The sequence below is a fragment of the Microcystis sp. M31BS1 genome (assembly GCF_020245285.1).
Lineage (GTDB): Bacteria > Cyanobacteriota > Cyanobacteriia > Cyanobacteriales > Microcystaceae > Microcystis > Microcystis panniformis.
Genome location: NZ_JADBVE010000369.1, coordinates 1 through 14,718, shown reverse-complemented (window position 1 = coordinate 14,718; position 14,718 = coordinate 1). Strand labels below are relative to the sequence as shown.

At 42.5% G+C, this 14,718-nt stretch carries 7 protein-coding genes; all 7 read left to right on the top strand.

What is annotated here, in order from left to right; translation table 11 throughout:
* Positions 1–450: 450 nt before the first annotated feature.
* The 7 genes from IM509_RS20730 (at position 451) to IM509_RS20700 (ending at position 14,501) form a co-directional block, all read left to right on the top strand.
* The gene (locus IM509_RS20730) at positions 451–1,635 is read left to right on the top strand and encodes an ATP-grasp domain-containing protein (protein ID WP_052277785.1); all 1,185 of its coding nucleotides are present in this window, start codon (positions 451–453) and stop codon (positions 1,633–1,635) included.
* A 316-nt stretch (positions 1,636–1,951) separates the two neighbouring features.
* Entirely contained in the window at positions 1,952–2,839 is an 888-nt protein-coding gene (locus tag IM509_RS20725; RefSeq protein WP_052277784.1) for a succinate--CoA ligase subunit alpha, read from the top strand.
* Positions 2,840–3,139: 300 nt separating this feature from the next.
* Positions 3,140–7,744: a glutamate synthase large subunit gene (gltB, locus tag IM509_RS20720; RefSeq protein WP_185238021.1), complete on the top strand. Its 4,605-nt coding sequence runs from the start codon at positions 3,140–3,142 to the stop codon at positions 7,742–7,744.
* A gap of 69 nt (positions 7,745–7,813) precedes the next feature.
* Positions 7,814–10,000, top strand: a complete 2,187-nt coding sequence (locus IM509_RS20715; protein WP_185238022.1) for a DNA cytosine methyltransferase — start codon at positions 7,814–7,816, stop codon at positions 9,998–10,000.
* Between the two features lie 241 nt (positions 10,001–10,241).
* A complete protein-coding gene (locus tag IM509_RS20710) occupies positions 10,242–13,700 on the top strand; it encodes a type ISP restriction/modification enzyme (RefSeq protein WP_185238023.1) in 3,459 nt (1,152 codons plus the stop codon).
* A 271-nt stretch (positions 13,701–13,971) separates the two neighbouring features.
* The gene (locus IM509_RS20705; protein WP_002734736.1) at positions 13,972–14,325 is read left to right on the top strand and encodes a phenylpyruvate tautomerase MIF-related protein; all 354 of its coding nucleotides are present in this window, start codon (positions 13,972–13,974) and stop codon (positions 14,323–14,325) included.
* Entirely contained in the window at positions 14,301–14,501 is a 201-nt protein-coding gene (locus IM509_RS20700; protein WP_185238024.1) for a hypothetical protein, read from the top strand. Before IM509_RS20705 ends, IM509_RS20700 begins: the two co-directional genes overlap by 25 nt.
* Positions 14,502–14,718 lie beyond the last annotated feature (217 nt).

Here is a 14,718-nt window from a genome sequence, read left to right as displayed (position 1 = left end):
AATCCTTATCTGGCAAGAGACTTAATTGATTAGTTCGCTCTAGAAAAAAACAATTAACAAAAATCGCTAAATGCCTTTCTATATAAGGGTTCCATCCCTTATAACTCCCGTCCATTGCATAACACAAACCGAAGAGCCGTTTATTTGGTCTATTGAAACGCCAAAACTCTTGATTTGTCCGCAGTTCTTAGTTTGGCACGGTTAATGGGGAACAATAACTATTTATGGGAGAATTATAGGTTCAATCCTATCAAAAAAAAATCACCCGATCGAATTAATTTTAAGTTTTGCGATCGAGATTGCCGTCACGACCAGTCCTCCATCCCTATAAACCAAGAATATTCTCCCCCATCACCCGCGAACCGGATGCTGTTGCTAGAATAATCTTCATAGTCCCCCAGCTACCGAAACGAGCAAAGAGAGAACCGCCACTTTATCAACTAATCAATTATGGATTTACTCGAATACCAAGCCAAGGAAATATTTGCTCAGGTAGGTATCCCCATTTTACCTTCCCAACCAATCCACGAACCGGGGGGACTAAAAAGATTAAACATTCCCTACCCCATCGTGCTGAAGTCCCAGGTACGAGCGGGAGGACGGGGAAAAGCAGGGGGGGTGAAATTTGTCGCTAATACCATTGATGCGATCGCTGCTGCCCATGCTATCTTTCATTTACCGATCGCCGGAGAATATCCAGAGGTAATTCTAGCAGAAGCCCGGTATAATCCGCAACAAGAGATATTTTTAGCCATTTTACTCGATTATCATCTGCAAAGACCGGTTTTACTGGGTGCGAGTCAAGGGGGGATGGATGTGGACAGTTTACTGGCAACCATGCAAAAAGTGGTCATTGAAGAGAGATTTTCCCCCTATCTCTGTCGGCAATTAGCCGTATCTATGGGTTTAAGAGGGTCTTTGATCGAGTCTATCAGTCAAATTCTCGAAAAAATGTATAGTCTCTTTGTCAGCAAAGATCTCGATATTATCGAGATTAATCCCCTGGGTATCAACGAAACTGGGGAAGTGATGGCCCTAGATGGCAAAATAACTGTTAATGATGCCGCTTTAGCCAGACATCTCGATCTTCTGGCCTTGACCCCACCCCAATTACAATCCCCTTGGTCGATAATTGATCAAACTGGCCGAATAGCGATGATCAGCAATGGCCAGGGTTTGATGTCCACTGTCTGGGATGCCTTAGCCAGCAAGGGAGCAAAACTAGCAGCCTGGCTTATACTGGAGGAAAGACTAGAATTAGAGCAATTAAACGAGCAAATAGAGTCCGGTCTGCAACAATTCCAACTATTGGCCGATTTAAAAGTGATTATCGTTGATATTATCAGTTATCCCGACTTTGGCCAAAAAGCGATCGAGACTATTAGTAATTACTACCGCAGTTATAGCCCATTATCACCCAGCCGGGGCAGCGGCGAACGAACGATCCGGGCCACCCGACAGGAAAGACAAACCTTGCAACCTCGATCTTTTCTCAATCCCACCCTACCACAAATAATTTTTCGCGTCCTAGCTGACAACCAAGCGATCGATCTCAGTCAGAGTTTAGCTGATGTTAACTTTCATTGGTTAGAGTCTTTAGAAGAGGTGGTCACTGCAGCCATTAAATTAGCCTAGAATCAGTGATCAGTGATCACTGATCAGATGTGAGTTTTCAGTTGACAAGGGACGAATCTAAAACCTTTGACTCTCGCCTTCAGAAGCTGATTGCTGTTTACTGTTTACTGACCACTGAAAAAAACTACCATCAACAGTGTCTCACCGATTACTGATTACTGTTTACTTTTAAGTAGCTGGTTATAATTAAATTAAAAATGGATTTTAGGTTCGATCCCCCCTGCCCCCCTTGATAAGGGGGGTGCCGATAGGCGGGGGGATCTGACAACTTTTAACGCCTACCTACTTAACTGAAACAACTCCCAACACTTAATATATGAAATGGACAGATAAGGATCAGATAATTATGCAAGGGATCGATCGACCCCTAGGCAAATATTATGCGGCAAGATTGAAAACCCAGGGAACCTGTTTAGTAGCGGGGGTGGCTAGTGGCCACGGTGGTGAGATAATCGCAGAGATACCAGTGTTTGATCTAGTGGCCGAGGCCGTTGCTGAAGCAGGGGAAATCAAGACCAGTTTAATTTTAGTCCCCCCCAATCAAGTCCTAGATGCGGCCTTAGAAGCGATCGCAGCAGCCATTCCCCAATTAATTATCGTCACCCCCGGAGTTCCCCCCTTGGATCTGGTGGAATTATTAAAGATAGCTAGTACCACCGGGACATTAATTCTCGGACCTGGCAGCCAGGGTGTAATTATTCCCAATTATCTTTGGTTGGGTATTTGTGAACCCAGTTTTTATCAATCGGGGACAATCGGTCTGATCACCCGCGGCGATCGCATAGGGGATGAAGTGGCGAAAACTTTAACAGCGGCCGGTTATGGTGAATCTATGGCGGTAAATTTGGGTACTGACGGCATTATTGGCTCCAATTTGTCCCAATGGTTGCAGGTTTTCGAGGAAGATGACAATACCGAGGCAATTCTCCTCGTCAGTCAGGTGGGAGGAAAGGCCGAAATCGAGGCAGCCAAATATATTGCCTCGGCGATCGAAAAACCGGTGATTGCCTATCTTGTGGGGTTAAATGCAGCGATTGAAACCAATTTCGGCGATACAGAAACAATTATTTCTAACCAACTTTCCTACTCTGTTGCCGCTAAGAATACCAGAAAAGATAGCTTACGTCATTTTCAAGAAGCTGGGGTGACAGTGGTGGAAAAATTAGCCGATTTACCTGCCTCTTTAGGGAAAGTCTTGTCCTGAATTTGACCCCATTGCTCCAATAATACTTATAATCCGACAATATTCTGCCAAAATAAGCACCTAACAGGATGTTTCACCCCATCCAGGGGATTTTCGATGACAATTCCTGAGAGCTACTATATCATGGTAGATCACCTGTGATTCCTCAGACTGGCCAAGATAAAGATGGCAACAGGCAAAAATTAGGAAAAATCAGCGACAATCGAAACGGCAAGATCAAAAAAAATTCTATTCTAGATTGACCCTTTCAGCAGACCAGCTATCTCACCCTTCTAGACAACGACCCTAAGGATAAATTCTATGGCGCAACAAAATAACCTAAAAACCGACAATATACACCAAATCGATCCCTATTGGGGTCCCCGATGGCTCGTAGAAGAACGGGACGCTTGCGGAGTCGGTTTTATTGCCGATGTACGCGGTTCTGGTAGCCATCAACTGATCGAACAGGCACTTTTAGCCTTAGGTTGTTTGGAACACCGGGGAGGCTGCAGCGCCGATCAGGATTCCGGTGACGGTTCCGGTATGATGACCGCTATCCCCAGAGATGTCCTCGCTCCTTGGTTCGCCGAAAATGGCTTAAATATGCCAGAATCTGAGCGCCTAGGGGTGGGTATGGTCTTTCTTCCCCAAGCGGACCAAGAACGAGCCGAGGCTAAAGCACACATTGAGGAAATTGTCAATAAATATAATATTAAGATTTTAGGTTGGCGCACTGTTCCCGTCCTTCCCCAAATCCTCGGAAGACAAGCAAGGGAAAATCAACCCTACGTCGAGCAAATTCTGGTTACTTCCCCCGATTTAGCCGGTTCTCAATTCGATCGCCTACTCTATATTGCCCGTTCTGAAGTCGGTAAGCAACTGGCCGATGATTTCTATTTCTGCTCCTTTTCCTGTCGCACCATTGTCTATAAAGGCATGGTACGGGGCGAAATCCTGCGAGAATTCTATCTAGACCTGCAAAATCCAGCCTATAGCAGTCAATTTGCTATTTATCACCGACGTTTTAGCACCAATACCCAACCGAAATGGCCTCTCGCTCAACCGATGCGCTTATTGGGTCATAACGGCGAAATTAACACCCTTTTGGGCAATATTAACTGGATGTCGGCCCGGGAACCCGCTTTAGAAACCCAAGGTTGGACCCACGAAGAATTACAATCCCTGACCCCCATTGTTAACCCCGCTAACAGCGACTCCTATAACCTCGATAGCGCCCTAGAATTATTGGTGAGAACCGGTCGCAGTCCCCTAGAAGCGGCTATGATCCTAGTGCCGGAGGCCTACAATAATCAGCCGGATTTACAGGATTATCCCGAAATTATCGACTTCTACGAATACTATAGCGGTTTACAGGAACCCTGGGACGGTCCAGCTTTACTGGTATTCAGTGACGGGGGAATCGTCGGTGCTTGTTTAGATCGCAACGGTTTGCGACCGGCCCGTTATAGCATTACTAACAACGGTTATATCGTCGTTTCCTCGGAAGCGGGAACTATTCCCCTCGATGAAACCACCATTATCGAAAAAGGTCGTCTCGGCCCTGGTCAAATGATCGCAGTTGACCTAGAAAAAGGCGAAATTAAGCGTAATTGGCCGATTAAACAGGAAATTGCCCGCTCTAATCCCTACGGTGAATGGGTGAAATCCCAACGCACCTTTATTGACAAAGAAACAGCGATAGATATTCCCGCTCCCAGTCATCTCCTTCCCCTGCAAACCGCTTTCGGTTACACATCCGAAGATGTGGATCTGATTATCGTTCCCATGGCAGAACAGGGAAAAGAACCGACTTTCTGTATGGGTGATGACACTCCCCTAGCAGTCCTCTCCAGTAAACCCCATCTTCTCTACGATTACTTTAAACAACGTTTTGCCCAAGTTACTAACCCTCCCATCGATCCTTTACGGGAAAGTTTAGTCATGTCCTTGACTATGTATCTGGGACGACGGGGTAATATCCTGAAATTGGGGGTTGATGACGCACATTTACTGAAATTAGACTCTCCCCTGCTCAATAATGCGGAATTAGCCAAAGTTAAAACCTCTAGCTACAAAACAGCCGAACTTTCTACCCTTTATGATCTGACCACCGGACCAGGGGGATTAGAAGATGCGATCGCTAATTTGTGCGCTGAGGCTGCCAAGAAAGTAGAATCGGGAGCAGAAATTTTAATTCTCAGTGACAGGACTGCTCCTATTGACGAAAAAACTAGCTATATTCCCCCTTTATTAGCTGTTGGTGCCGTCCATCATCACCTGATTCGCTCACACTTGCGTTTAAAAGCTTCGATTGTGATCGATACGGCCCAATGTTGGAGTACCCATCACTTCGCTTGTCTAATTGGTTATGGTGCTTCCGCAGTTTGTCCCTATCTGGCCCTAGAAACGATCGCCCAGTGGTGGATCGAGCCAAGAACGCAGAAATTGATGGAAAACGGCAAATTAGAAGCTATTAGCCTCGAAAAAGCTCTAATTAATTACCGCAAATCCGTAGAAGCAGGATTACTGAAAATCCTCTCGAAAATGGGTATTTCTCTCCTATCTTCCTACCATGGGGCGCAAATTTTCGAGGCGATCGGATTATCGGCAGATTTAGTTAAACTAGCTTTTAACGGTACTACCAGTCGCGTCGGGGGTTTAAGCATTGCTGAAGTAGCCCAAGAAGCGATCGCATTCCACAGTAAAGCTTTCCCCAATCTTACCGCTAAAAAACTAGAAAACTACGGTTTTGTCAACTACCGTCCGGGGGGAGAATACCACATGAATTCCCCGGAAATGGCGAAAGCACTCCATAAAGCAGTGGCTGCTCACTCCCAAGGTGAAGGATATGACCATTACGAAACCTATCGCCAAATCTTGCAGCAAAGACCCGTTACTGCATTGCGCGATTTATTAGAATTTAACAGCGATCGAGCCTCAATTGCCATCGAAGCAGTAGAATCGCTCGAAAGTATCCTGCAACGCTTCTGCACAGGGGGAATGTCCCTCGGTGCCTTGGGCCGGGAAGCACACGAAACCCTAGCGATCGCCATGAATCGCATCGGAGGTAAGTCCAATTCCGGAGAAGGGGGAGAAGATCCGATCCGCTACACCAGCTTAAGCGATGTGGATGAAGAAGGACATTCCGTGACCATGCCTCACCTAAACGGCTTAAAAAACGGTGATACGGCTAATTCTGCCATTAAACAGATAGCTTCGGGACGTTTTGGAGTCACTCCCGAATACTTAATGAGTGGAAAACAGCTAGAGATTAAAATGGCCCAAGGAGCAAAACCGGGAGAAGGAGGTCAATTACCTGGGAAAAAAGTCAGTCCCTATATTGCCATGTTACGGCGATCAAAACCGGGTGTTACCTTGATTTCTCCCCCTCCTCACCACGATATCTACTCGATCGAAGATTTAGCGCAATTAATCTACGATTTACACCAAATTAACCCCCGGGCCAAAGTTTCCGTCAAATTAGTGGCCGAGATCGGTATCGGCACAATTGCGGCCGGAGTTGCCAAAGCTAACGCTGATATTATCCAGATTTCTGGCCACGATGGTGGTACAGGTGCATCACCCCTAAGTTCGATTAAACACGCGGGTAGTCCCTGGGAATTGGGAGTAACGGAAGTGCATCGGATGTTAATGGAAAATCAACTGCGTCATCGGGTGATTTTGCGTGCAGATGGGGGACTAAAAACCGGTTGGGATATCCTCATGGCTGCTCTCATGGGTGCGGAGGAATTCGGTTTTGGTTCCATTTCCATGATTGCCGAGGGGTGCATCATGGCCCGCGTCTGTCACACGAATAATTGCCCTGTGGGAGTCGCTACCCAACAGGAACGTCTGCGCGCTCGTTTTCCAGGAATTCCCGCTCATGTGGTCAATTTCTTTACTTTGGTGGCCGAGGAAACGCGGCAATTATTGGCGAAATTAGGCTATCACAGTTTAAATGAGGTGATTGGCCGAGCAGATCTGTTAAAAGTGCGCTCCGATGCTCGTTTAACTAAGACAGAATCCCTCAATCTTGATTGTTTGTTGAATTTACCCGATGGCCGTAGCGATCGCTCTTGGTTGCAGCACGAGGAAGTACATAGTAACGGTGCTGTCCTCGATGAGGAAATTCTAGCCGATAGCGAGATTAAACAGGCGATCGAGCAACAGGGAACCGTCAGCAAAACCTACAGGATTGTCAATACCGATCGCTCCGTGGGGGCGAGAATTGCGGGGGTAATTGCCCAAAAATACGGTAATGACGGCTTTGAAGGCGAAATTAAGCTCAATTTCCAGGGTGCGGCCGGTCAAAGTTTCGGAGCATTTAATTTACCCGGTGTCAATCTCCATTTAGAGGGAGAAGCTAACGATTATGTGGGTAAAGGCATCTACGGCGGCGAAATCGTCATCTTACCGCCCCAAAACGCCAATTATCAGCCCGAAGATAACGCTATCATCGGTAATACCTGTCTCTACGGGGCCACCGGTGGGGTGTTATACGCTAATGGTCGCGCTGGTGAACGTTTTGCTGTCCGCAATTCCACTGCGAAAGCAGTTATCGAAGGGGCCGGGGACCACCTCTGTGAATATATGACCGGGGGGGTAATTGTCGTGCTTGGTTCCGTCGGTCGCAACGTCGGCGCCGGGATGACGGGAGGATTAGCTTATATCCTTGATCCGTCCCTACCGGAGAAACTCAACCCCGAAATTGTCAAGATTCAACGGGTTGGCACGGCTGCCGGTGCGGAACAGTTAAAATCTTTAATTGAGGCCCATGTAGAACGCACTAATAGCCCCAAAGGTAAGTTAATTTTAGCTAATTGGGATAGCTATCTCGGTCAATTCTGGCAAGTGGTCCCTCCCTCGGAAGCGGATAGTCCCGAAGCGCAAATTAGCGCGGAGAAAACCTTAACTTCGGTGTAATTTCCTCGGGGTGCGTTACTCTTGGTTAACGCACCCATTGATTAATTTCTTTGATGTCATAATTTGGCAATGACAAACGAAAAACTCAGATTTATCGATCTTTTTGCTGGTATTGGAGGATTTAGATTAGCTTTCGAGAGCGTTGGTTATGACTGTGTATATTCTTGTGAAATAGACGAAAACTGTCGAAAAGTATATTTCAATAATTTTCAAGAAATTCCCGATCAAGATATTAGAACAATTGCTATCCATGACCTGCCTGATTTTGAAGTGTTGACAGCAGGATTTCCCTGTCAACCCTTTAGCATTTCTGGAAAAAGAGCCGGGTTTAGAGATACAAGGGGAACTCTATTTTTTCACATCTGCGAAATAGTCGAATTAAAAAAGCCGAAAATAATTCTTCTGGAAAATGTTAAACACCTAATTCACCTCGACAAAGGCAAAAACTTAGATATTATTTTGCGTTCTTTGGAAGAACTGGGTTATTTAGTTGATTATAAGCTCTTAAATGCCAAGGATTTTGGTGTGCCGCAAAATCGAGAAAGAATTATTATTATTGCTACCCAAAATAAAAAATTTAATTTCAACTCATTAAAATATACTTCACCAATACCTAAGTTACGCGATTTTCTGTCTCCTCAAGGCAATTTTGAATACTTAGATAAAAAAGAATATACTCTCATTGATAATCCTACCTTACAACCATCAGGATTAATTTTTGTCGGGTATCGCAATAAAACTATCTGGAAAAAAGGTATCAGACCAAATACAGAACATTTATCCCGGGTTCATCATCAACCTAACCGAATTTATTCGATCGATGGAGTACATCCTACTATACCATCTCAGGAAACATCTGGACGTTTTTTTATTTATATACCCGAACAAGATCAGGTGCGTAAATTAACTATCCAAGAATGCTATCGACTGATGAAGTTTCCCGATAGTTTTCAAATTCATCCTAACTTAGCTGAGTCTTATAAACAGGTGGGTAATTCGGTTTGTATTCCCATGATTCAAGAGTTGGCTATTGCCATTAAGAAACATATTTCTGAAACCAATTCTAGAGTATCCTTAAAGGAGTTTTCTCTTTCTCGTCAGAATATTCAATTGGAAATTATCGGATTAGATTTTATGAACCATAAAGAAAAGTTATTAGAAATTTATGACCAATCCTTAAATTTAGATGATCGGCAACCACTGCCCCCTCAACCCTATCAAAACTATATCCAACAAATTGCTACTAATTGCTCAAAACAAAAGGCAGTTTATACGGTTTTAATAACTTTATTAGTTCATAAAATTCTCTATCCTAATCAAGATATTAGATACCATCAAACTAATTTACCTGGAGGATTTTCAGGAAGAACTATTGATACTCAGTATATTACTCCCACCTTGAAACAATTGGGATTACCAGCTATGGCAGAAAGTGGCTGGCTAACTCGTTCTTTAGAACAACCCTTTCCCTATACTTTAGATTATCAAGGTAAAATTAGTAATCAAAAAACCAAAGATGCTTTTCTGGGTTTAATTGATTTTATTGAAACTAATCCTCAACAAGCTGAAGTTATTTTAAGGCTTTTACTTCATCAAGTTAATCAGATTATCCAGACCCAAAAGATTAAAATTTTGAAGATAGATAATCCTGAACCTTTTGATATCAACACTTTGAGCAGTTGCCTAGAAAATCATTTTAGTTTCAATTATCAAACTCGCGGAGCTTCCAAATTACCTGTTTTAGCACTATATGCAATTTATCAAAGGTTAATTATAGAAGTAGAAAGATACAAATCCTGCACATTAAAACCTCTAGGCAGTCACACAGCTTCTGATCTAACTTCTGGTAGTGCAGGAGATATTGAGATTTTTGATAAAAATAAACAATTAGTAGAAGTTATTGAAATTAAGCATGGTAAGTACATTGATTTACAAATTCTCCGAATTGCCAAAGATAAAATTATCAAATTTAATCCGAGAAAATATTATATCCTATCATCGTTTGATGTTAAACCCACAGAAGTGGAGTTAATCATGTCTGAGATTCAAACTATCAAAAACAATCATGGTTGTCAAATAATCACCAATGGTATTATACCGACAATTAAATATTATCTGAGACTGATATCATCTCCAGAAGAATTTGTCAATAGCTATTCCCATCTGATTGAAATAGATTCGGAATTACAAACTATTCATAAATTAAAATGGAACGAAATTTTATCTAATCTTATTTCTCCAATTGAACAAATCTAAACTAGCGAGCTATACTATGGCCAAAATATACCATCGCTGGTGACAGCCTTTCTTAAGATGAAGTGTAACCTAATTTGGTATCGACGACCGACACCCCACAATCTGTCCCCACGAAAAACTTTTTCGGCCAACCCTATCTAGACTACACTTTTTAAGTAGCTAGACACAATTAATTACACATACTTTTGCCTTTTGCCTATCCTAACCAAGAAGTTAATTTTGTCCTATTACTTTATTACTCATGAATCCCCTCGTCAATTATTTTCGCAACCTGCAAGAAATCCACTCCTCCCAAGCAGCAGTAAAAGAAACCTCCTACTACGGCACTCTTGAAACTCTCCTCAACGAAATCGGTAAAACCCTAAAACCGCGAGTGCGCTGCATTATCAACCTCAGAAATCAGGGTGCGGGATTGCCGGACGGGGGACTTTTTAACGTCGATCAATTCCCCAAAAATCAAGAATTAGAGCCTTTTACGGCGATTTTTCCCGAAAGAGGCGCGATCGAGATTAAGGGAACCAAAGAAGATGTCAAAAAAATCGCCGCCAGCGAGCAAGTACAAAAATACTGGCAAAAATACGGTCAAGTATTAGTCAGCAATTATCGCGATTTTCTGCTCATTGGTCGCAATAGCCAAGGTCAACCGGTAGAATTAGAAGCCTATAGTTTAGCCCCGTCAGAAGCCGAGTTTTGGCTTAAAACCTCAAATCCATCCAAATTTGCCGCCGAACAGGGTGATAGCCTCTTAGAATACCTAAAGAGAGTGCTTTTACAGGCGGCTCCTATCACCTCACCGGCCGATGTTGCTTGGTTTCTTGCTTCCTATGCGCGGGACGCAAAAGCACGCTTAGAACATCATTCGGATCTTCCCGCTCTGGCCAATATTCGTCAAGCTTTAGAAAATGCTCTAGGTATCAAATTTGAACAGGAACAGGGAAATAAATTTTTTCGTTCTACCCTCGTGCAAACCCTCTTTTATGGTTTATTTTCTGCTTGGGTATTATGGCACAAGGAAAACCTCAATCGCGAGGATAAGTTCGATTGGAAATCCGCAGCCCACCATCTCCATGTTCCCATGTTAGCGATCCTATTCGAGCAGATCGCTGCGCCGAGTAAGTTAAAATCTTTGGGATTAGTAGAAGTTTTGAATTGGACCGGTGCAGCTTTAAATCGAGTGCGACGAGAGGAATTTTTTCGTCAATTCGATGAGGGACAAGCGGTACAGTATTTCTATGAACCATTTTTGCAAGCTTTTGATCCTGATTTACGCAAAGAATTGGGAGTTTGGTACACTCCTCCGGAAATTGTTCGCTATATGGTAGCGCGAGTCGATCGAGTTTTACGAGAAGAATTAAATATTGAGGACGGTTTAGCTAATCCCGATGTTTATATTCTCGATCCTTGCTGTGGAACCGGTGCTTATTTAGTCGAGGTTTTGCGCTATATTACCGATACTTTACAGGAAAATGGCGCGGGTGCTTTAGCCATGGCTTTGGTGAAAAAAGCAGCCATAGAAAGAATTTTCGGTTTCGAGATTTTAACTGCTCCTTTTGTCGTCGCTCATCTACAATTAGGTTTATTTTTGCAAAGTTTGGGTGTACCTTTAATAGAAGATAGTGAACGAGTCGGGATTTATCTGACTAATGCTTTAACCGGTTGGCAACCTCCCGATGAGGAAAGTAAACAGAAAATTCAACAGCTACAATTAAGTTTTCCAGAGTTAAATAAGGAACGAGAGGCAGCCGATGAAGTTAAGCGCGGTAAACCGATTTTAGTTATTCTCGGTAATCCTCCCTACAATGCTTTTGCTGGAACCAGTCCCGCAGAAGAAGCGGGTTTAGTGGAAGTGTATAAACAGGGTTTAATCTCCGATTGGGGGATTAAAAAGTTTAATTTGGATGAGTTATATGTGCGCTTTTTTCGTTTAGCAGAAAGATGTATTTCAGAAAATACCGGTAAAGGGGTTGTTTGTTATGTTTCTAACTATTCTTGGGTTAGTGAACCTTCTTTTGTTGTCTTGAGACAGAATCTATTAAAGAATTTCAATAAGTTCTGGATCGAAAATATGCACGGAAATCGCAAAATTTCTGAATATGCACCCGATGGTAGAACCAGTGAGACAATTTTCTCAATACCTGGATTCTCAGCAGGAATTCAACAGGGAGTGGTGATTTCTCTTTGGTTGAAAAATAGTTCTCAGCAAGGAACTAAGGTCTTATTTCGAGATGATATTGATGCAGCTAAAGCAGTTGAAAGAAGGTCACAACTTTTAGAAAGCTTAAAAAATCAAGATTTTGATGCTTTTTATCAAGTCTCTAACCCAGAACAATCTAATCGTTATTCTTTCCGTCCCTCCGATGTTTCCTCTCACTATTTAGCATGGCCAAAGTTAACAGATTTATGTAAAGAACCACCTAGCAATGGATTAATGGAAAAAAGGGGAGGAGCATTAATTGATATTGATAAATCAAGTTTAGAAAAAAGAATTAAAATGTATTATGATACTTCGATAACATGGGAAGAACTTAAAACATTAAAAACTGGATTAACGAAAGATGCTAGTGGATTTGAAGCCAAAAAAGTACGCTTAAAAGTTCAAAAATCAGAAGGTTTTCAACAAAATAACATTATACGCTATTTAATTCGACCTTTTGAAGTTAGATGGTGTTATTACAGCAAGATTAGTCCTTTATGGAATCGTTCCAGACCTGATTTATGGTCACAATGTTGGGAAGGAAATTCATTTCTTATGAGTCGTCCAGCAGGAGTTGCTAATCCTGAAGGAATACCAATATGTTATACACAATTGTTAGGAGATAATGATTTTCAAAGAGGTCATGCTTATTATTTTCCTATACGATTACGTCAAAATTTAGAGAAGGTGAATACAGAAGATAATACTCAAGGAAAATTATTCGATTCCGGTAACTTTAATAGTCCTTCAATAAAAGCTAATCTCTCGGAAAAATCTCGTCAATACTTAAATCAACTGGGTATTAATAATCTTGATGAAAATATCGAGAATGCTTCCTTAATTTGGCTGCACTCGTTAGCGATTGGTTACTCTACCTTGTATCTTGGGGAAAACGCCGATGGTATTCGTCAAGACTTCCCAAGGATTCCCATTCCTAATAGCCAAGAATTATTAATTAAATCTGCCCAACTAGGACAAGTGATCGCATCTCTTTTAGACACAGAAAACCCCGTTATAGGAGTCACCAAAAAACCGACCCCTGCACTGCAAAAAATCGCCTTGATTTCCTGCACTGATGGGGGAAATTTAAACCCAGATAAGGGGGATTTAATTATTAACGTCGGTTGGGGACACGGGGGTAAAAATGGCGTGACAATGCCGGGTAAAGGAAAAGCGATCGCCAGACAATATACACCCGCAGAAATGAGCGTAATTAGCCCAGAAATGCGAAAATTATTAGGAACGACCACCTATGATATTTATCTCAATGATCGAGCCTATTGGCAAAATATACCGGCCCGGGTGTGGGAATATACCATCGGGGGTTATCAAGTCATTAAAAAATGGCTAAGTTATCGCGAGGAAAAATTATTAGGACGGGGATTAACTATCGCAGAAGTGCAGGAAGTAAGCGAGATGACTAGAAGAATTACTGCGATTATTCTCCTAGAATCAGACCTAGATGATAACTACCAAAATATCAAAACGGCCGTGTATTCTTTTTAACTTAGTGTCAGCAGAATTCCCTCGCTTTTAGCGATGGGATGAATGCTGATACTAAATCCCTTGAGTACAGGCTAGTTATGAGACGAGGCACTCATGCAAGAAGCAAAAGGGGAAATAAATAATCAGTTTTTAATAACAGGATTTAGTATGACATTCAGTTTTCTTCCCATCCTCCAAGGATTGGATGATTGAAGCCTTCTGAAGCCAAAGAATATCTGTGATTGCCATCAAAACTGTTATATTATAGAAAAATATTGCTGAGATTTTTTCTATGCCTCTAATTAAAATTCAAACTTCTGTCACCTCCCTCGATGATGAGACGGTTAATCAACTTTTGCAGAGTCTTTCGGCTAAATTAGCTAAACATCTGGGAAAACCCGAATCCTATGTGATGACAGCTTTAGAATCGGGGATAAAAATGACTTTTGCTGGTACTTTTGAGCCGGTGTGTTATGTGGAGATTAAAAGTGTTGGTTCTATTTCCGCCGCTCAAACTAAAAGCATGAGTAGTGATTTTTGTCAAGAAATTGAGGCTTATTTAGGAATACCGAAAAATCGCATTTATCTAGAATTTGCCGAGGCGAAAGGTGATCTTTGGGGATGGAATGGCACTACTTTTGGCTAATTTATGCCAAAATTATCGGAGATAGGGCTTATTTTAACTCTCTGGTTAAGATTTTTGCCTGTTCAATCCAAGCTAACATCACCGCAATATCGGGACTTGACATCCTCGCCGCCGTAAAACGGACGGCGATTCCTCACCACGCCACTTTTTTAGGGTGGTCGCGTCAATGGGGTTGACGCAGATAGCGAAAAACGCTTAATTGCTTAAGTCTGACTCTTTCTCAACGTCCGTTTTGAGTGTCCGGATGCCCTCCGGCCACTTTGAACAAGTCGAAAAAATCTCATGTTCAACCTTATTTCCTAGAAAGTTTTACTCGTTCAAGGCCGAATTTGAATTCTTTTCTGAACAAAACCCCCTACTATCTGTTGTCAAGGTTCAGTTTTTAGCTTGGTT